An 18,845-nucleotide genomic window follows, 5' to 3' on the forward strand; every position below is an offset into this window, starting at 1 on the left:
GATGACGGCCAATATTATAAGCGGAAGTTTAATTTTTGCAGCAGCCTTATTATTTGGTGGCTTAGGTGGTATGTTGAGTGAGAGGGCAGGAGTAATCAACTTAGGGATCGAAGGATTTATGATTTCTGGAGCGTTTTTTTCAGCAATTGGTGCTTATTACGCTGAATCAGCTGGTATGGGAGGACTGAGTCCTTTCATTGGCTTGTTAACAGCATTTATCTGTACGGCAATATTCTCAGGAATGCATGCTTTAGCGACACTGAAATATAAAGCGAATCATGTCATTAGTGGTGTCGTTATCAATTTATTAGCAGCAAACGTTACTTTTTTCTTAGTTAAACTTCTATTTGATGGTGCGGCAGAAACACCTCGTTTAAAAAATATGTTTTCAAAAATTTCTATCCCGTTTTTATCGGATATTCCAATAGTGGGTAAAGCACTTTTTAGGTCTTATCCTACGACCTATATTGCATTTGCAGCCGTTCTTTTAATCGGATTTATTTTCTTTAAGACTTCTTTAGGATTGCGGTTAAGAGGTGTTGGAGAAAATCCAGGGTCTATTGATACAGCAGGAATTAATGTGATGAAGATTAAATTTTGGGCCGTTATGTTGAGTGGTTCGATTGCTGCATTAGGTGGAGCGACCATCGTCTTAACAACCAATGGCAACTTCTCTTTTAATACGATTGCTGGACAAGGTTATATTGCGATTGCAGCGGTTATCCTAGGACGTTGGAATCCATATGGTGTCTTATCCGGAGCCTTATTATTTGGATTTGCACAAGCGATTAAAGATCAAATTCAAATTCTAGACTTCGCAAGTTCTATTCCAACAGAAGTATTCTATATGTTGCCTTACCTTGTTACTTTATTAGCTCTTATCTTTACTGGTAGAAAAACTCGTGCACCAAAAGCACTAGGAATTCACTATGATGCGAGTGTGAGATAATGACGATAGTGCAACAATTCTTTAAAGTAAAAGAAAGTGGCAGTACTCTACAAACGGAAGTAGAAGCTAGTATTACTTCCTTTGTTTCTATTGTTTATATAGTAGCAGTGAATGCTTTAATCTTATCTCAAACAGGGATGAATTATAATGCGGTTATGATTGCAACCATCTTGACAACGGCTTTTAGTAATATATTAATGGGATTGTATGCTAAATCCCCATTAATATTAGCTCCAGGAATGAGCGACAATGCATTCTTTACTTATATCTTAGTAGGAGCTTTTGCCTTTACTTGGCAAGAAAGTTTATCGATTGTTTTTATTGTTGGGATGATTTTTTTCCTATTGACGTATTTTAAAGTAACTGGTCTGCTTTTACGTGCAATACCAGCGACGATGATTAAAGGTATGAGTGCTGGGGTTGGTTTCTTCTTGATCTTCCTAGGTTTGAAAAACAGTGAGATAATTGTTTCTTCGCCAGATACGATTGTAGCGTTAAACAATATTTTTCAACCGATTCCTTTAACGATGTTGCTTACTTTATTAATGGGATTATTCTTATTTGTTAAAAACGTAAGAGGAAACTTTTTACTAACGATTATATTTGGAGTAATTGTTTCTATCTTTTTAGGTGTCACAGATATCAGTTCATTTTCTTATTCGTTGATTGATACTCAATCGCTCGAACCGTTTATTTTGCAGTTTGATTTCTCTAGTGTTCTGTCTATTAATTACTGGATTGCAGTCTTTTCGTTGTTGATTCTAGTAGTCTTTCAAAATTTAGGGACACAAATTAGTTTCTTGAATTCTGAAGATCCAGCTGTTTTGAAGAAAACATTGGAAGCAAATGGCTTATCTGTCGTTATGGCAAGTGTTTTGGGCTGTAGTTCTACCTGTACAAGTGCAGAAGGCGCAACGGGAATAGCTGTGGGAGCAAAGACAGGATTAACCTCATTTTTAGTTGGGATTTATTTCCTTTTCACTATTTTTTTGATTCCTTTCATTGCTCTTATTCCATTAGCTGTTATCTCTGCTTTACTTGTAATCGTAGGCTCACTGTTAGTAGCAGGTAATTTAAAAGATATTGATTTTATGGATTTCACAGAATACTTTCCAGCTATCTTGATGGTTTTAATGATGGTTTTAACGTTTAATATAGCTGATGGAATTGGATGGGGATTTTCCTTCTATACATTCCTTAAAATAAGTACTGGAAAATATAAATCCGTCTCTAAAATGATGTATGTTTTGACAGGAGTATTCATTTTGTATTTTGTATTAAAGTTTATTTAAATGATTAAAAGGTTTGAACAACGTCACATACTACCCTCCAAGCTTAGAGCGGAGGAGCGTGATACTGTTCAACCCTTTTTTTCTACATTAATTTAAAAAATATACATAATAAGCACCTTGGAAAAGTAAAATCAAATCGCCAAAAATCCCGATACAAAAAAACAGGAAATAGTAGGTTGATTTAGATATTTCTTTATTAAACAATTCCTTGAAAGCTTGGATAACAAGTTGTTCGAATTTAAATAAACTTAGAATCCAGCCAATAAGAACAAAAGCAACAATAGCCATAGTGTTTAACCCCCTTTTAAATTGTTTTTAAAATTAGTTTTTTGTTTCTACTTTATTATCTGCGTAACTAACCCAATCGCTATAACCGCCTAAGTAAAGTTTGGGATTTAAACCGACTTCTTTCATGAAAAGAATATTTACTGTGCCAGTTATGCCGGATCCACAATGAACAATCACTTCTTTATAATTTTGAAGGGGTTCAAACCTTTCTTCCAGTTCTTTTTTATTCATTAACTGTCCATTATTAACTAAGTCTGTCCAAGGATAATTAAGCGCATTTGGAATGTGCCCTGGTCTAGTATCTAAAGGTTCCACTTGACCAGCGTATCGTTCATAAGCTCTCGAATCGATTATCGCCGTATCAGTTGATCGAACAGCTCTCTTTACTTCATGAACATCAACAAGTAGAGCAGTCTTTATATTTAGACTTAGAGAATTAGATGTCACAGGTTCTTTTAAAACGTTCGTTACTTCTAATTTGTTCTCAAGCCACTTTTTCATGCCGCCTTCTAATAGATAGACGTTATCTTTACCAGCGTACTTTAATAGCCACCATAATCTTCCCGCCATTGCTAAATTCCCGTCGTCATAAATAACAACCATAGAAGAATCATTCATCCCCACTTTTTTCATAGCTGTAATGAAATTTTCCATATTTGGCAAAGGATGTCGGCCACCATGCGTCCTAATTTTTCCAGTCAGGGTGTCTTCCATAGAAACAAATTGAGCACTTTTGATATGACTTGTTTTATATTGGTTCCATCCCGCAGATGAATCCATTAATTCTGCACGAGCATCTAGTACGACTAAGTTATTATCAGTGGATATTTTCGTTGCTAACTCCGTTTGCGTTATAAAATGGTTCATATGTCCCCCTAAGTCAATAATCTACTAGAATGATACAGTCAATAGCGTATTTTTACGTTTTTTTAACAAAGCTTTCTTTACAATGTGGGCAAGTAATTTTTATCGATCCTTTTTTTCGAGGAACTCGTAATTTCTTTTTACAATTAGGGCAAGCATAGTATTTGTACTGTTTGCGCTGATAAAATTTATTGCGCAACTGATTAAATTTTTGTTTTCCACGGCGACTAAGGGCTAAATATTTTTGGTTCTCTATATAACGTTTTGTGCGGTTGCGAGATAATGCACGAAAATAACTGATTATAATCGCTACCCATCCGACTAAACCACCGAATGGTAGGTTCAATAGATTAAATAAAAAAATGAAAGCTAGTCCTACATATAATAAAATAGTTGAAAGTTTGTCCATCCCGTATCTTCCGACCATAAATTTTTGAATTTTCAATCGAATAGTTTTCATTTTATTTTTCGCCTCTTTCTCTTTCTATGTCTTTGTATTCTCGGTAATTAGTATACCATTTCCAAATAAATTTTCTACCGGCTTTAGTCTGATTTTTAATGAATTCGTACAAATCAAGCAAGTTGTCGCAATAGAAGGGACATGTTATGATTTATCTATAAGGTGCTTTTTTAACAGAAGGGTTAAATACGAAACAGATTAAATGAATGAATGAATATAAAAGAAGGAGATTAACAAAAATGAAATCACGTGCAGCAGTCGCTTTTGGGCCAAGACAACCTCTTGAAATAGTAGAAATCGATGTAGCAGGACCTAAAAAAGGGGAAGTATTAATTAAAATTACGGATACCGCTGTTTGTCATACAGATGCCTATACTTTATCGGGTACAGATCCAGAAGGCGTTTTCCCAGCAGTATTGGGTCATGAAGGTGGCGGGATTGTCGTAGAAGTTGGAGAAGGCGTAACATCTGTGCAACCAGGTGACCATGTGATTCCTTTGTACACACCTGAATGTGGCAAGTGTAAATTCTGTCTGTCAGGTAAAACGAATTTATGTCAAGCTATCCGTGAAACGCAAGGAAAAGGCTTAATGCCGGATGGAACGACACGTTTTTCATATAAAGGCGAACCGATTTATCATTATATGGGAACCAGCACATTTAGCGAATATACGGTTGTTTCTGAAATCTCTTTAGCAAAAGTTAATCCCGATGCACCACTGGAAAAAGTTTGTTTATTAGGCTGTGGTGTAACAACTGGCATAGGTGCAGTGACAAATGCAGCAAAAGTAAAAGAAGGGGATACGATTGCTATTTTTGGTTTAGGAGCAATTGGTTTAGCTGTTATTCAAGGTGCAGTTAAAGAAAAAGCTGGACGAATTATCGTTATCGATACAAATCCGGATAAATTCGAATTAGCTAAAGAATTAGGCGCAACTGATTTTGTTAATCCAAAAGAATACGATCGTCCAATCCAAGAAGTAATCATTGAGATGACGGATGGCGGTGTGGATTATAGTTTTGAATGTATTGGCAATGTAGACGTGATGCGTTCAGCTTTAGAGTGTTGCCATAAAGGCTGGGGAGAAAGTGTCATTATAGGTGTGGCTGGAGCTGGAGAAGAAATCAGCACTCGACCATTCCAATTGGTTACTGGACGCGTATGGCGCGGCTCAGCATTTGGTGGTGTAAAAGGACGCAGCGAATTACCAGGAATGGTAGAAGAAGCAATGAGAGGCGATATTCAATTAGACCCATTTATTACACACACGTTACCATTTGATAAAATTAATGAAGCTTTTGATTTATTGCATAAAGGCGAGTCAATTCGTACAGTACTTTCTTACCATTAACTCGTTTTAATGAAGTAATTTGGGGAGGAACAAATAATGCAGGAATTAGAACGACTTGAAGAACACGTTAGTTTTGATGGAGTACAATACAAATACCGTCATGACTCAACTACTCTAGGCTGTCCAATGACCTTTAGTTTATTTTTACCGGACAAAGAAAAATTTCCTGACCCACCTTTATTTTGGTGGTTATCAGGCTTAACGTGTACAGATGATAATTTCACACATAAAGCGGGTGCGCAAAAAGCAGCTGCAAGATTAGGTGTCGCCATGATTATGCCAGATACAAGCCCACGAGGGAAAGATATCTCCGATTCAAAAGATTATGATTTAGGACAAGGGGCAGGTTTTTATCTTAATGCCACCCAACAACCTTGGGCAAAAAACTATAAAATGTACGATTATATTACTGAAGAATTATCAGTCATTGCTCATAAACAGTTTAAGTTGACTGGAAAAGAGTTTATCTCAGGACATTCAATGGGAGGACATGGTGCGTTGGTTATTGGGTTGCGCAATCCTGAGCGATTCCAAGCGATATCAGCTTTTGCCCCAATTGTAAATCCAAGTCAAGTTCCGTGGGGCATAAAGGCTTTTGAAGAATATTTAGGTGACGATAAAAAAGATTGGCTTGAATGGGATGCGTTAGAATTAATGAAAAACTACAATGGCAAAAAAGTTCCAATTCTAATTGATCAAGGAAATGCCGACCCATTTTATGAAAAACAACTGCAACCATCTAAAATAGGTGCAGTCGCAAATGAGAAAGATTACCCGTTGACGCTTCGAATGCAAAAAGGGCATGACCATAGTTACTATACGATAGCGACCTTTATCGGAGAACATTTGGAATTCCATTTATCTCATTTGGCTAATACTCACTAGTGTGAGCTATATCTGAAAAACAGTCAATAATACCGTTTCGTTGGTGTTGCTGACTGTTTTTTTATTGCAATTATTTTGAAAACAAGAATAAAAGTTGAATCTGTACATCATACCTGGAAAATGTATAGATTTTCTCAAAGATTACTACCTGTCTATTGTGATGCTACTTTTTATTATTTGGTGAATAATTTCAGTAGCTTATTAGAATAGATAAGTCGGGAATTTTTTTTTGAAACGTATCCATTTTAGTGAATAAGATCCCCACGTCTATCAATTTGGAGTCATCATAGGTTGCTCCAACCCGCCATATGTCGAATAGAGTTTTTGTTCGTATGCTGCTTTGAATTTTTTTGAAAAATAACGATTATCATACCTAAAAGAACCAGAAAAGTGGTAATATAGTAACTTGTAAGAACTGTATAGGTTGGACGTAACTGAGCAATTATTATACGGTCTCTAGAACTAAAACGAGTAGCAACTAAAAAGGAAAGGGTTATAAAGAAAATAAAGTAAGGGAGATTGATAAGTAATGGGACTTACATTGATCCTTGCAGAGAAACCGTCTCAAGCGCAAGCGTATGCTGAATCTTTTGGGAACTTTTCAAAAAAAGATGGATACATTATTTTAAATCCGTCCAATGATATCATTACTTGGGGTTTTGGACACTTGATTGAATTGGCTTCTCCAGAAGACTACAAAGAGGAATGGAAAAAATGGAGTATGAAAGAATTGCCGATTCTTCCAGAGGCCTTTAAATTCAAAGTAGGACAAGGAAAAGCCAAACAATTTAATGTGGTGAAAAAATTACTCAAAGAAGCTGACCGAATTGTGATCGCCACTGATAGCGATCGAGAAGGAGAACATATTGCTCGTTCGATTATTAACCAAGCACAAGTTGGCAACAAAGAAATCAAACGCCTATGGATCAATTCACTTGAACCAGATGAAATACAAAAAGGATTTTCCAACTTAAGAGATGGAAAAGAGTTCTACTCTACTTATATTGAAGCCCAAACAAGACAAATAAGTGACTGGTTAGTGGGTATCAATTTATCCCGCATGTACACACTTTCTTTGCAGAAAAAAGGCATTAATGAAGGGGTGTTTAGTGTAGGACGTGTCCAAACACCAACCCTTTATCTCATTCATACGCGGCAAAAAGAAATTGACAATTTTATTCCAGAACCATTTTTTGAAATGCAGGCACTGGTAAAAACTGAAAATGGCATGTTTAAAGCTAAATACAATAAAAAATTTCCGACAAAAAAAGAATTACTAAATTTAATAAAAAAACATCAACTTCTGGCCAGCAATCCAGCAGTGATTTCTAATGTTGAAATGAAACACGTATCACAACTTTCACCGTTACTCTTTTCTTTAAGTGACTTGCAGAGTTTCATAAATAAGAAGTACAAAGTAAGTCCATCAGATACATTGAAACACGTCCAGTCCCTTTATGAAGCAAAACTATTAAGTTATCCGCGAAGTGACTGCCGTCATATTACCGATTCAGAGTTTCATTACTTGGTAGAAAGAATGGAAGGTTACCAAGGTCTATTGAACTATACCATTAAACAGCCGAATACAAGTAAACGAAAACGCTATGTAGACGGTTCAAAAGTTCAAGAGCATTATGCACTTATTCCAACTAAAAAGATACCGACACAAAAAGATTTAGATAAGTTGCTGTCGATTCAAAAAGACATCTATTTTACCGTTTTAAAGCGTACACTGGCGATGTTTGAAACAAACTTTAAGTATGATGAAACAATAATCACAGTGGATATTAAAGGACTTCCGTTTACTAGTAAAGGAAGAACGATTATAGAAAAAGGCTGGCGAAACTTAGAATATTCAGCTAGCAAAAATTCAGATAAAAAAGAAAGCTCAGAGCTACCTTTAGTACAAAAAAATGAAGCGGTTGAAGCAGATTTGTCTACTTCAGAAGGTTTTACTTCGCCGCCAAAAGCTTACACAGAAGGTACCTTAATCACAGCAATGAAGACATGCGGCAAAGAATTGGAAAATGAGGAAGAAAAAGAAATTCTAAAAGCAACAGAAGGAATTGGAACAGAAGCGACTAGAGCCAATGTTCTTGAAACACTCAAAAAGCAAAAATATATAGATATACAAAAAAATAATGTAACTGTTACCCAAAAAGGCACGATACTCTGTCAAGCAGTAGAAAACACTTTATTAAGCAGTCCTGAGATGACAGCCAAGTGGGAGACTTATTTAAAAAAAATAAAAAATGAGGAAGGCACTCAGCAAGCCTTCTTAGCCAATATCCAAAAGTTTATTCACCATACGTTAGTTTCAAGCACAGAAGTGATTGAAAAAAACGATTGGTCTACTCATGTAAGTAGCAACTATAATACTAAACAGATGATTGTAAAATGTCCTGCATGTGGACAGTCAATAATAAATAAAGGTAAATTGTATGGCTGCAGCGGCTACAGTAATGGATGTACCTTTACACTGCCAAAACGTTATGTAGGAAAAACCCTATCTGAAGCTATGATCAAAAATTTGATCCATACGAAAGAAACGCAAGTATTAAAAGGCTTTAAGAGCAAAGAGGGAAAACCATTTTCAGCGGCCCTGATGTTGACTGAGGATTATAAGTTACTGTTTAAACCTTACGAAAAAGTAACGAAATAAAGATAAGAGAATTTTATAAAAAAAATCATAATTGAGAAGTGATCTGTATTAGGATAGACTACTTTTTTAAGTATGATTTTTTTATAGTTGAAAAAAAAAGTTGCGCATAGATAGGATTTCATCTATATTAGTAAGGGAGCAAAATGAAGAGAAAAGAGGTCTAAGTATGGACTACGAGTCTTATGCAAATGTGATGAAAGCTTTATCTGATCCTAAGCGTGTTAAAATAGTAGAGATGCTTTCTTATAAAGCATTATGTGCTTGCGATATTCTGGAGCAATTTGATTTTACACAGCCTACTTTATCCCATCATATAAAAGTACTTGTAGCTGCGGGTTTAGTGACAGTAGAAAAAACGGGAACTTGGCATCATTATTCTTTAAATGAGAACAAAATAAATCAACTCATATTGGATACGATAAAACTCACTTCACTAAATAGGACTGTCATTCATGAAGAAGTTGAAAAAGGATGAAATGTATTGTTCTAGTTACAGGTGTAAACGTACTTTTAACGACAAAACGAAGGGAAGAATAAAAAAAGTTTCCACTAACTCTTATTTATTATGAAAAAGAGGCCGTTCAACTTAAAAGGATAAAATGAAAGGAATGAAATAAATGTTTGATACGTTAAAAAAATATGGTTGGTTTTTTAAATTACGCTGGAAAAGCTATACTTTTGGTGTAGTTGCTTTAATAGTTTGTGCCATTTTACAAGTTTTGAATCCAATCATTATTGGTAATATTATTGACCACTTTATAGCGGGAACGCTAAATTGGGAAATTTTACTTTTTTTTGTTGCACTAATACTTATTTTTTCATTGGTTATGTATGCTTTACGATACGGTTGGAGGATGGCGTTATTTGGGAATTCAACATTGATCGAGTCCATATTACGTAATCGCTTGTTTTCATTTTTCACACGTATGGATGCTGGTTTTTTTCAAAGATACCGTACAGGAGATTTAATGGCTCATGCAACAAATGATTTAGCAGCGATACGATTCGTTGCTGCCGATGGTGTCTTAACGTTAACGGACGCTTTATCTTTAGGTGGAATAACATTATTTTCAATGTTTTTTTTCATTGATTGGAAGCTGACACTTTTATCTATTTTACCGTTGCCGATTTTAATTATTGTTTCCACTTATTTGGGGAAAATGATTCATGCACGTTACCGTGGCGCTTTACAAGCTTTTTCTTCGATGAATAACCACGTTCAAGAAAGTGTGACAGGCATGAAAGTCCTCAAAACATTTGGTGAAGAAGAAGAAGATTTTTCTGCATTTAAAGAAGAGACACAAAAAGTAGTAGATAAAAATCAACGTGTTTACAAATTAAAAGCAGCTTTAAGTCCAAGTATCGAAATCATTATGGGGTCAACGTATGTAATTGCCTTATTGGTTGGTGGGAATTATGTTCAAATTGGACGCATTTCAATCGGAGATTTAGTGGCTTTTATTAGTTATATTGGCATGATGCAGTGGCCTTTATTAGCTGTAGGTGGGCTTATCAACACACTTGAACGTGGAGGTGCTGCTTATGATAGGGTGGAACTTCTACTAGCAAATAAGACTTCTATTGTGGAAGCGGAAAATCCTTATCGTCAATCTTTAGATGGGGATATTGACTTTAATATTCAATCATTTACTTATCCAGATGATGTGCATCCCGCTTTAACCAATGTTTCTTTTCAATTAGAAAAAGGAAAAATGTTGGGAGTGGTTGGTAGAACAGGTTCTGGTAAGAGCACGCTGTATAAATTATTGCTACGTGATTATGATCAATATGAAGGAACGATTTCATATAATGGTATTGATATAAAAGAGTATGCATTAGAATCATTAAAAAAAGGGATTGCTATTGTTCCGCAAGAAAACTTTTTATTTTCAACAACTATTCGTGAAAATATTCGATTTGGAAATCCGACATTATCTCAAGAAAAAGTAGAAAAGTATGCACACTTAGCTAATATCCATGAAGATATTCTACAATTTCCTGAAGGGTATGATACAAAAGTTGGGGAACGAGGTGTCTCTTTATCTGGCGGACAAAAACAACGAATCGCAATTGCTCGAGCGTTAGCTGTAGAACCAGAATGTTTGATTCTAGACGATTCTTTGTCAGCTGTAGATGCACAAACAGAAGAAACCATTTTAAGTTTATTAAAACAAGAACGACGTCACAAAACAACGATTATTTCTGCTCATCGTATCAGTTCAATCATGCATGCAGATGAAATCATTGTAATGGAAAAAGGTAAGATGAGCGAACGCGGCTCTCATCAACAATTAATTGGAATAGACGGTTGGTATAACGATATGTACCATAAGCAACAGCTTGAGAAAAAATTAGATGGGGAGGGAATGTAATGGCCGAACAGAAACAAACAGCCTTTTCCACTAGAGAATCAGGTCGGATATTGCTAACCCTGATGCGGTTTGCAAAACCGCATAAATTTCTTTTTATTATTTCTTTTGTGTTCCTGGCACTAAGCTCAGCAATTGCTGCCTATTTACCTATCATTATTCAACGTTACATTGATACGTATCTAACAAATGGTACAGCAACAATGGATATTACTATTCGTGTGGTAACCTTTTATGGAGTATTAACTGTTCTTAAAGCAGTATTTTCTTATGGGAAAGACTTTCTCTTTAATACGGCTTCAGAAAGAACGGTAGGAAACATTCGAAATCGATTATACGAAAAAGTTGGTTCACTGGGAATGAGGTATTTTGACCAAACACCTGCGGGTACAGTTGTTTCTAGAGTGACAAATGACACGGAGACTATTAAAGAGTTTTGGACAGTTTTTTTAAATATGTCTAATGGATTATTTAGTGTTATTTCAATTACGATCGCTATGTTTGCGTTGAATTGGCGTATGGCGTTAGTCTTTCTTTTCTTTATTCCTTTCATTATTTGGATGGCTGGAGTCTATCGAAAGAAAAGTACTCTTGTTTACAGTCGTATGAGAAGTGTATTAAGTCAATTGAATGCTAGTTTAAGCGAATCTATCAGTGGAATGAGTATTATTCAAAAATACCATCAAGAAGATAATTTTATAGAAGAGTTTGACGAAATCAATCAAGAGTATGTGGCCTCTCGTCGTTCGATGTACAGTATGAACGCTTTATTATTAGCACCAGCTATCAATGTGATTGAATCTATCGCTTTAGTAGCCGTCCTGCTCATTTTTGGGTATCAAGATTGGAGTCAAAATGCGGTTGATATTGGATTGGTGTATGCATTTACCGCGTATTCTCGTTCATTCTTTCAACCCATTAGTCAAATGATGAATAGTTTAAGTTCTTTACAAGATGGAATCGTTGCTGGACACCGCGTTCAAGAATTGCTGAAAAGTGATGAACTCGCTCCTCAATCCACAAAAGAAGAAAAGGGCCAGATTACAAATGGACACATTCAAGTAAGCAATTTAAATTTTTCGTATGATGGCGAGAAACAAGTTTTGCGTAACATCAGCTTTGAAGTGAAACCAGGTCAAACAGTTGCTTTAGTAGGTCAAACTGGATCAGGGAAAAGTTCAATCATCAATGTATTGATGCGCTTTTACGAGTATCATGAAGGAGCGATAACCATCGATGGTTATTCCTTGAAGGATATGCCAATAGAAGTGCTTCGAAATGAAATGGGATTAGTTTTGCAAGATAGTTTCTTGTTTTATGGAAATATTGCGGATAATATCCGTATGTACAATACCTCCTATACTGAAGAAGAAATTAAGAAAGCAGCTGAATTTGTTTATGCAGATGATTTTATATCTGAAATGGAAAATGGCTATGCATCAAAGGTCATTGAACGAGGGGCAAGTTTATCTGCCGGCGAAAAGCAGTTGATTAGTTTTGCTAGAACAATTCTACGTTCTCCGCGTATTCTAATTTTAGATGAAGCGACAGCCAATATTGATACCGAAACAGAAGGTAAAATCCAAAAAGGTTTGGCCAATATGCGTAAAAATCGGACTTCATTAATTATCGCTCATCGATTGTCCACTGTTAAAGATGCCGATAAAATCTTAGTCTTGAACAAGGGTGAAATCGTTGAACAAGGCAGTCATGATGAATTAATCAACAAAAAAGGGACCTACTTTGATATGTATCAATTGCAGACATATCAAGAAAGAACTGGCGATTATTAAATAAATTAGCGCAACTTAACCATAAAAAAGACTGAATCACACATTAGTGGGTGCTGACCCCTAAAAGTTAGAGTTTAATATTATGCAGCCAACTGGCTGGTTTGAGTTCGGTATTCTACTGGACTTAAGCCAGCCAGTTTTTGTTTTGTGCGAATAGTATTATACCAATCGATATACTCTTCTATCTGTTTCTTAAGTTGATCGTAGGTAACTAGAGGCTCGCCGTGATACATTTCTTGTTTCATAATCCCAAAGAAATTCTCCATTGAGGCATTATCAGAACAGGTGGCTTTGCGAGACATACTCTGAAAGAGCTTATTCTTTTTTAAATGGTGTCTCCATTTATTATGCTGATAATGCCAGCCTTGATCAGAGTGAATCGTAGTGCGAACTGTCCCGTTCTCTTTTACAATTTGAATGGCTTCTACTAGAGGACGTAATACTAAATCTAATGTTGGTCGTTTACTAATACCAAACGAGATGATTTCTCCATTATATAAATCATAAATTGGGTTAAGATAAAGTTTCTGATCATCAAGACATTTGAACTCAGTTATATCTGTCACTAATTTTTGCAATGCAAGCGGAGTAGAAAACCGTCGGTTTAGTAGATTTTTTGCAGTTTTTCCAACGGTTCCTTTGTAAGAGTTATACTTTCGAGTCTTACGAGTAAATTTAATACACTTCAGATCTAACTCTTTCATCAGCCGATAAATTTTTTTATGATTGATCACTAGTCCAGTTTTATTTAATTCATTCGTGATCCGTTTGTATCCATAGCGTTCTTTGAAGCGATAAAATAGCTCTGAAATCTTATTTTTTAGAGCTATATCTTGTTCGTCTGTGTTCAATCGCTTTAAATGATAATGATACGTCGCTTCGGGAATATCTACAACTACAAGGACATCCTTTAATTTGTATCCTTCTTCTTTGAGCTCGAATGCCAACGCCGCTTGTGCTTTTCGAGGTAGGCATCCGGATTCTCCTCGTAAGCTTTTAACTTTTTTAAGTAAGCATTCTCTAAGCGTAGAAGCTCATTCTCATGCTTAAGTTCTTGCTCTTTAGACATAGTTTCTTCACTTTCTATTTTTTTCTTTGGATGTTTAGACATAGGAGGTCGCCCCTTTGGTTGAAATTTCAGGCCTTCTATACCTTTTTTATTAAATGCACGATTCCAGTTCGCAATGATAGAGAATTCTCTGATTCCGAAGGAATTAGCCGTTTCTTGATAAGAAGCACCTGTTCGTTTCATAAATTGTAATACATCTAGTTTGAAATGAACAGAATAGACTTCTTTTGTTTTTTTTCGGATTAGCCCTTCTTTTCCATAATGAGTATAAAGATTGACCCATTGTTTTATAGGTGATGAACTTGGCATACCATATTTTTTTGCCAATAGATCATATGTCAACGTTCCATTTTGATACTCCTTTACAATTTTTAATTTTAAATCAGCATGATATTTAGCCATACAAAAAGACCCCCAAAAATTAGATTATTTACTCTAACTTTTGGGGGTCGGTACCGTGTCGGTCTTTTTTATGGTTCGTTTTTTAATTAGTAGAACCATATATCTAGAAAATACAATGAGTGAATATAAAAACCAGTTAAACAAAATCATCTAGAGGCTGCCAATCTTTATTGGCTAGTAGGATTGCAGCATTCACAATTGGCAAACCAAAGTATGCAGAGTATAATGATAAAATGGTACTGATTTTTGAAGAAACGAAAGCAGGCAACAAAAACTTACCGAAATTCATTTTAAAAGATATTCATTTGGTGGTTAAAGCATTTAGTAAATAGAATGTGACTAGCGACTTAGAGTTGCTACAAAAACAATGAAAATAGGTCTGTAGGATACTTAGTTGGATGTACGCATTAATTTGAATTGTAATAAATTAAGCAGAAGAAAATTTTATAGGGGGCAGCGTAGATGACTTTTTTAAGTGATATCGAAATTGCAAAAAAAAATACAATGAAGCCAATTGTTGAAATAGCAGAAAAATTAGGAATCAATTCAGATTCATTAGATAGGTATGGAAAGTATAAAGCTAAGTTAGACATTAATGAATTGGAAAGATTAAAAGACGAACCAGATGGGAAGTTGATTTTGGTGACAGCGATGACTCCCACAACAGCTGGAGAAGGAAAAACAACGACATCTGTTGGATTAGCCGATGCTTTGAATAAACAAGGAGAAAAAGTGGTTGTTGCATTAAGAGAACCTTCACTTGGACCTGTATTTGGAATGAAAGGCGGAGCTGCTGGTGGCGGTTATGCTCAAGTTGTGCCGATGGAAGACATTAACTTACATTTTACTGGCGATTTCCACGCAATTGGAGCAGCTAACAACTTACTTGCTGCTTTAATAGATAATCATATTTTCCATGGCAATGCTTTGGATATTGATAGCAGAAGAATTACTTGGAAACGAGTTGTTGACATGAATGATCGTCAATTACGTTATATTGTTGATGGCTTAAACGGCAAAGCAAATGGTGTCCCAAGAGAAGACGGATATGATATTACCGTAGCTTCAGAAATCATGGCGATTCTTTGTTTGGCCGATAGCTTAGCCGATTTAAAAACTAGAATTAAACGAGTGGTTATTGGGTATTCAATAACCGGGAAACAAGTTACAGCGGGTGAGCTAAAAGCTGAGGGTGCAATGACGGCCTTATTGAAAGATGCTATTCGTCCTAATATTGTTCAAACATTAGAGCATACACCAGCAATTATTCATGGTGGCCCATTTGCTAACATTGCTCATGGTTGTAATAGTGTACTTGCAACGAAAACAGCTTTGAAATATGCTGATTATGTTGTTACAGAAGCAGGATTTGGTGCGGACTTAGGTGCTGAAAAATTTATTGATATCAAATGCAGGAATGCCAATTTGGAACCAGATGCAGTTGTTTTGGTAGCTACTATTCGGGCATTGAAAATGCATGGTGGCGTAAAAAAACAGCAGCTATCAGAAGAAAATATAGAAGCCGTTAAAGAAGGTTTACCTAATCTATTGAAACACATCAGTAATATTAGAGATGTGTTTGGATTGCCACTAGTCGTTTCAATTAATAAATTCCCAACTGATACACAAAATGAAAGTGATGTAGTATTGAAAGCTTGCCAAGAAATCAATGTACCAGCGGTCTTATCTGACGTATGGGCAAAAGGTGGCGAAGGCGGCTTAGAAATGGCAGATAAGGTCAAAGAATTAGCAGATAGAGAAAACAATTTTAAATTCGTTTATGAATCTGAAGACTCTATCGAAGATAAGTTGCACAAGATCACAACAAAAGTATACGGGGGTGACGGAGTAGAATATTCAGTTGAAGCTAAAAAAGAGTTAAAACTGTTAACTGAAAATGGTTACGGTCACTTGCCTATATGTGTAGCTAAAACACAATACTCTTTATCAGATAATAAAGATTTATTAGGTAGCCCAGAAGGGTTTACAATGACTATCAAAAACTTGAAAGTATCTGCTGGTGCCGGATTTATCGTAGCACTAACAGGAGCCATTATGACAATGCCAGGATTACCAAAAGTTCCTGCAGCCGAAAATATCGATATAGATGAATCTGGTGAGATTATAGGACTCTTTTAAACGAAAGAATAAAAAGACAAGCAAGATTGTGAAGGATAAAATTTTCTTTGCAACCTTGTTCGTTTATTTAATTAAAAAATAGTTAAAAACTCAAGACTAAGAGGAAGGGCTCCGTATTGTTGTCTTTATGTCTTCTCTTGTTTACGTAACGGTAAGTTGCATTGTTTTAGCAAGTTCTCATTTGGAAAAATCAAAAATTTGATTTATATCTTATCTTGTACAGAAATCATTTTTAAAATCGTACTTAAGACCGATTAATTATAAATGAGAGGCTACTATACTATGAATAGAGTAACTTATTTTACCGAAATAAAGCTCTAACTTGTAAGGTTAGTCAACTAAACAGCAGTTAGCTTCATTTCTTAGTTATAGGAAGAAGGAAGTCATTCATGTATTTCTTCTTCGCTATGGCGCTAATCTTATCATACCGACCGGTTAGTTTATCGTATCTTATTCATGCTTATCCATTCTAGTATAATAATGGGCAGACTTGCTATTAACCAATAAAGGAGGATGGAAAAATGAAAGCAATTCAAAAAAAAAATAAAAGACCCGTGGGACAAGTGGAAAAATTGATTCTTTCGCTTTTCAGTAAAAAAATAAGTAGGAAAAAGAAACTAATGGCAGCAGCTATAGTCTTATATATCATTAGTCCTTTTGACTTCATTCCAGATTTCATTCCCTTAGTAGGTTATGCGGATGATGTGATTCTTCCAATCTTACTAATGATTACAGATAAGCTACTTTCAGAAAATAAAGAATCAACAAGAAATCAACCCATCAAAGAAGCAGAAAAGATTTAATTTTACTGAATGAGTGAATTAGATTTAAAACGAAATAAACAAATAGACAATAGAGGCCGGATGTTTCCTTAACCTCTATTTTTTATTGTACTAGATGCAACAGGCTATCGGAAATATCTGTCTAAAATGAGGCGGTGAATGGGCCACAATAAACAGGTTTAAATAAGAATAAGCCTATCGAATCAAGCATTTCTTTAGTTTTATAAAAAGATTTGAAAAGCATTGTAGTTGCTTATTGTTTTTACTATAAGGATAGATAAAGTATACTGAAATTAACAATGTGTGCAATTCAATAAATTACATAAAAGAAGGTGATAGAATGTTTACCAATAGACGCTTAACAGAAGCCTATAAGCATGCTAGAGTGGAATATTTTGATGAGAACTCGAAATACATCTTTTTTAGTGATGTCCATAGAGGAAATGGAAGCATGTCAGATGAATTTGCGCGAAATAGAAATATCTATCATCATGCACTAAAATATTATTACAAAAATGGCTTTACTTATGTTGAAGCAGGCGATGGCGATGAATTGCTAGAGTATCCAGATTTTAAATACACCAAAAATGCGCATCGAGAAATATTTGATGTGATTAAAGATTTTTTTGATGAAAATCGTTTGATACGCCTATATGGCAACCATGATTTGTTATTAAAGAATAAAAAATATGTAAAAGAAAATTATTATACGAATTATGATGAATACAATGAAGTCTTTTTTGATTTTCTTAAAGGATTGAAACCGATAGAAGCCTTGGTATTAAGAAACTTAGAAACGGGACAAGAAATACTAACCGTACACGGCCATCAAGGAGATGCAGCCAATGATCAATTTGCATTTTTCACAAGGCTTTCAATAAGATATTTTTGGAAATTCTTGCACGGATTTGGCATGAGAAACCCATCCAGTCCTATAAAGAACATTACAAAACGACACAAAATTGAAAAAAACTTTAATAAATGGATTAAGGAAAATAAAATGGCCTTAATTTGCGGACATACGCATAGATTTAAATACCCTAAAAGTGCAGATCTTCCTTATTTTAATTCAGGCTGTTGTGTTTATCCCAGTATTATTACGTGTATTGAATTGACTGAAGGACAAATTCAATTGGTAAGATGGAAAATTAAAGTGAATACAGATGGTGTACTGGCAATTGAAAGAGATGTAGTGAGAGGCCCTGATCCAATTGAAACATTTGATATTAGGTAAGTGACAACATTATATGAATCGTTGATTGAGAAAGCAGGCATGCACTTATCCACGTTGGAAGAACATGATAATAAAGTTAAAACAACCTGTTAATGAAAATCACTTGAAAAGAGAAAAAGAGTAAAGAAATTTTCATTAACAGTCTGAGTGTATGGTTCATGTCGTTTTTTTTTATTTTATAATGGATTCAATTTAGTTATACTATTCTTAAAAAGCGCATTCTTGACCGTATTATTTCGCATGCTTATACCAATGTTGAAAGTTACACATTAGTAACTTTTTTTAATATCGCTCTTTATATAGTG

The 18,845-nt window shown here is 35.1% G+C and carries 16 protein-coding genes and 1 pseudogene; 11 read left to right on the plus strand and 6 right to left on the minus strand.

All coding sequences use genetic code 11. The features are described 5' to 3' along the window. Position 1: 1 nt before the first annotated feature. Both BR44_RS09190 and BR44_RS09195 read left to right on the plus strand, forming a co-directional pair. Entirely contained in the window at positions 2 to 949 is a 948-nt protein-coding gene (locus BR44_RS09190) for an ABC transporter permease (protein ID WP_034552083.1), read from the plus strand. Then, positions 949 to 2,241, plus strand: coding sequence for an NCS2 family permease (locus tag BR44_RS09195; protein WP_051912667.1), 1,293 nt, complete (start codon positions 949 to 951; stop codon positions 2,239 to 2,241). Before BR44_RS09190 ends, BR44_RS09195 begins: the two co-directional genes overlap by 1 nt. An 87-nt stretch (positions 2,242 to 2,328) precedes the next feature. Here the strand turns inward: BR44_RS09195 and BR44_RS09200 are convergent, their stop codons facing one another. Genes BR44_RS09200 through BR44_RS09210 form a run of 3 tightly spaced genes read right to left on the minus strand, consistent with a single transcriptional unit; the run spans position 2,329 to position 3,853 of the window. Continuing rightward, positions 2,329 to 2,529, minus strand: a complete 201-nt coding sequence (locus BR44_RS09200) for a hypothetical protein (RefSeq protein WP_034552085.1) — start codon at positions 2,527 to 2,529, stop codon at positions 2,329 to 2,331. A 33-nt stretch (positions 2,530 to 2,562) separates the two neighbouring features. Further along, positions 2,563 to 3,396: a sulfurtransferase gene (locus tag BR44_RS09205; RefSeq protein WP_034552087.1), complete on the minus strand. Its 834-nt coding sequence runs from the start codon at positions 3,394 to 3,396 to the stop codon at positions 2,563 to 2,565. 52 nt (positions 3,397 to 3,448) lie between these two features. Next, entirely contained in the window at positions 3,449 to 3,853 is a 405-nt protein-coding gene (locus tag BR44_RS09210; RefSeq protein ID WP_051912669.1) for a zinc ribbon domain-containing protein, read from the minus strand. 239 nt (positions 3,854 to 4,092) lie between these two features. Here BR44_RS09210 and BR44_RS09215 point away from each other — a divergent pair, with 239 nt between their 5' ends. From BR44_RS09215 to BR44_RS09240, 6 genes are all read left to right on the plus strand, one after another. Beyond that, positions 4,093 to 5,205 carry an S-(hydroxymethyl)glutathione dehydrogenase/class III alcohol dehydrogenase gene (locus tag BR44_RS09215; RefSeq protein WP_034552089.1) on the plus strand — a complete coding sequence of 371 codons (1,113 nt, stop codon included), beginning with the start codon at positions 4,093 to 4,095 and terminating at the stop codon, positions 5,203 to 5,205. A gap of 36 nt (positions 5,206 to 5,241) precedes the next feature. Continuing rightward, positions 5,242 to 6,090 (plus strand): S-formylglutathione hydrolase, encoded by an 849-nt coding sequence (gene fghA, locus BR44_RS09220; RefSeq protein ID WP_034552091.1) that lies wholly within the window; start codon positions 5,242 to 5,244, stop codon positions 6,088 to 6,090. A gap of 529 nt (positions 6,091 to 6,619) precedes the next feature. Then, positions 6,620 to 8,752: a type IA DNA topoisomerase gene (locus BR44_RS09225; RefSeq protein WP_034552094.1), complete on the plus strand. Its 2,133-nt coding sequence runs from the start codon at positions 6,620 to 6,622 to the stop codon at positions 8,750 to 8,752. A gap of 166 nt (positions 8,753 to 8,918) precedes the next feature. Then, positions 8,919 to 9,227: an ArsR/SmtB family transcription factor gene (locus BR44_RS09230; RefSeq protein WP_034552095.1), complete on the plus strand. Its 309-nt coding sequence runs from the start codon at positions 8,919 to 8,921 to the stop codon at positions 9,225 to 9,227. A gap of 142 nt (positions 9,228 to 9,369) precedes the next feature. Next, positions 9,370 to 11,124 (plus strand): ABC transporter ATP-binding protein, encoded by a 1,755-nt coding sequence (locus tag BR44_RS09235; protein WP_034552097.1) that lies wholly within the window; start codon positions 9,370 to 9,372, stop codon positions 11,122 to 11,124. Continuing rightward, entirely contained in the window at positions 11,124 to 12,914 is a 1,791-nt protein-coding gene (locus BR44_RS09240; RefSeq protein WP_034552100.1) for an ABC transporter ATP-binding protein, read from the plus strand. Before BR44_RS09235 ends, BR44_RS09240 begins: the two co-directional genes overlap by 1 nt. Positions 12,915 to 12,994: 80 nt before the next feature. On the opposite strand, the pseudogene BR44_RS09245 reads toward BR44_RS09240, so the two are convergent. The 3 genes and pseudogenes from BR44_RS09245 to BR44_RS11665 form a co-directional block, all read right to left on the minus strand. Next, positions 12,995 to 13,870: pseudogene (locus tag BR44_RS09245) on the minus strand (IS3 family transposase); the annotation flags it as partial. Further along, entirely contained in the window at positions 13,825 to 14,385 is a 561-nt protein-coding gene (locus BR44_RS09250) for a helix-turn-helix domain-containing protein (RefSeq protein ID WP_034550943.1), read from the minus strand. The gene BR44_RS09250 and the pseudogene BR44_RS09245, both read right to left, overlap by 46 nt. A gap of 136 nt (positions 14,386 to 14,521) precedes the next feature. Further along, on the minus strand, positions 14,522 to 14,674 hold the full coding sequence (locus tag BR44_RS11665; RefSeq protein WP_169740202.1) for a hypothetical protein: 153 nt from the start codon (positions 14,672 to 14,674) through the stop codon (positions 14,522 to 14,524). A 173-nt stretch (positions 14,675 to 14,847) separates the two neighbouring features. On the opposite strand from BR44_RS11665, the gene BR44_RS09255 reads away from it, so the two are divergent. The 3 genes from BR44_RS09255 to BR44_RS09265 all read left to right on the plus strand — a co-directional run bounded on the left by BR44_RS09255 (position 14,848) and on the right by BR44_RS09265 (position 18,540). After that, positions 14,848 to 16,524, plus strand: coding sequence for a formate--tetrahydrofolate ligase (locus tag BR44_RS09255; RefSeq protein ID WP_034552104.1), 1,677 nt, complete (start codon positions 14,848 to 14,850; stop codon positions 16,522 to 16,524). Between the two features lie 521 nt (positions 16,525 to 17,045). Beyond that, positions 17,046 to 17,327: a YkvA family protein gene (locus tag BR44_RS09260; RefSeq protein ID WP_051912671.1), complete on the plus strand. Its 282-nt coding sequence runs from the start codon at positions 17,046 to 17,048 to the stop codon at positions 17,325 to 17,327. 319 nt (positions 17,328 to 17,646) lie between these two features. Next, positions 17,647 to 18,540, plus strand: coding sequence for a metallophosphoesterase (locus BR44_RS09265; protein WP_034552107.1), 894 nt, complete (start codon positions 17,647 to 17,649; stop codon positions 18,538 to 18,540). Positions 18,541 to 18,845 lie beyond the last annotated feature (305 nt).

The sequence above is a fragment of the Carnobacterium funditum DSM 5970 genome (assembly GCF_000744185.1).
Lineage (GTDB): Bacteria > Bacillota > Bacilli > Lactobacillales > Carnobacteriaceae > Carnobacterium_A > Carnobacterium_A funditum.

Bases quoted from the DNA above. Each gene is read 5' to 3' on its own strand.
- BR44_RS09240 (WP_034552100.1), top strand. From the start codon at position 11,124: ATGGCCGAACAGAAACAAACAGCCTTTTCCACTAGAGAATCAGGTCGG.
- BR44_RS09190 (WP_034552083.1), top strand. From the start codon at position 2: ATGACGGCCAATATTATAAGCGGAAGTTTAATTTTTGCAGCAGCCTTA.
- BR44_RS09195 (WP_051912667.1), top strand. From the start codon at position 949: ATGACGATAGTGCAACAATTCTTTAAAGTAAAAGAAAGTGGCAGTACT.
- BR44_RS09205 (WP_034552087.1), bottom strand. From the start codon at position 3,396: ATGAACCATTTTATAACGCAAACGGAGTTAGCAACGAAAATATCCACT.
- BR44_RS09250 (WP_034550943.1), bottom strand. From the start codon at position 14,385: ATGGCTAAATATCATGCTGATTTAAAATTAAAAATTGTAAAGGAGTAT.
- BR44_RS09225 (WP_034552094.1), top strand. From the start codon at position 6,620: ATGGGACTTACATTGATCCTTGCAGAGAAACCGTCTCAAGCGCAAGCG.
- BR44_RS09260 (WP_051912671.1), top strand. From the start codon at position 17,046: ATGAAAGCAATTCAAAAAAAAAATAAAAGACCCGTGGGACAAGTGGAA.
- BR44_RS09210 (WP_051912669.1), bottom strand. From the start codon at position 3,853: ATGAAAACTATTCGATTGAAAATTCAAAAATTTATGGTCGGAAGATAC.
- BR44_RS09200 (WP_034552085.1), bottom strand. From the start codon at position 2,529: ATGGCTATTGTTGCTTTTGTTCTTATTGGCTGGATTCTAAGTTTATTT.
- BR44_RS09215 (WP_034552089.1), top strand. From the start codon at position 4,093: ATGAAATCACGTGCAGCAGTCGCTTTTGGGCCAAGACAACCTCTTGAA.
- BR44_RS09230 (WP_034552095.1), top strand. From the start codon at position 8,919: ATGGACTACGAGTCTTATGCAAATGTGATGAAAGCTTTATCTGATCCT.
- fghA (WP_034552091.1), top strand. From the start codon at position 5,242: ATGCAGGAATTAGAACGACTTGAAGAACACGTTAGTTTTGATGGAGTA.
- BR44_RS09235 (WP_034552097.1), top strand. From the start codon at position 9,370: ATGTTTGATACGTTAAAAAAATATGGTTGGTTTTTTAAATTACGCTGG.
- BR44_RS11665 (WP_169740202.1), bottom strand. From the start codon at position 14,674: ATGAATTTCGGTAAGTTTTTGTTGCCTGCTTTCGTTTCTTCAAAAATC.
- BR44_RS09255 (WP_034552104.1), top strand. From the start codon at position 14,848: ATGACTTTTTTAAGTGATATCGAAATTGCAAAAAAAAATACAATGAAG.
- BR44_RS09265 (WP_034552107.1), top strand. From the start codon at position 17,647: ATGTTTACCAATAGACGCTTAACAGAAGCCTATAAGCATGCTAGAGTG.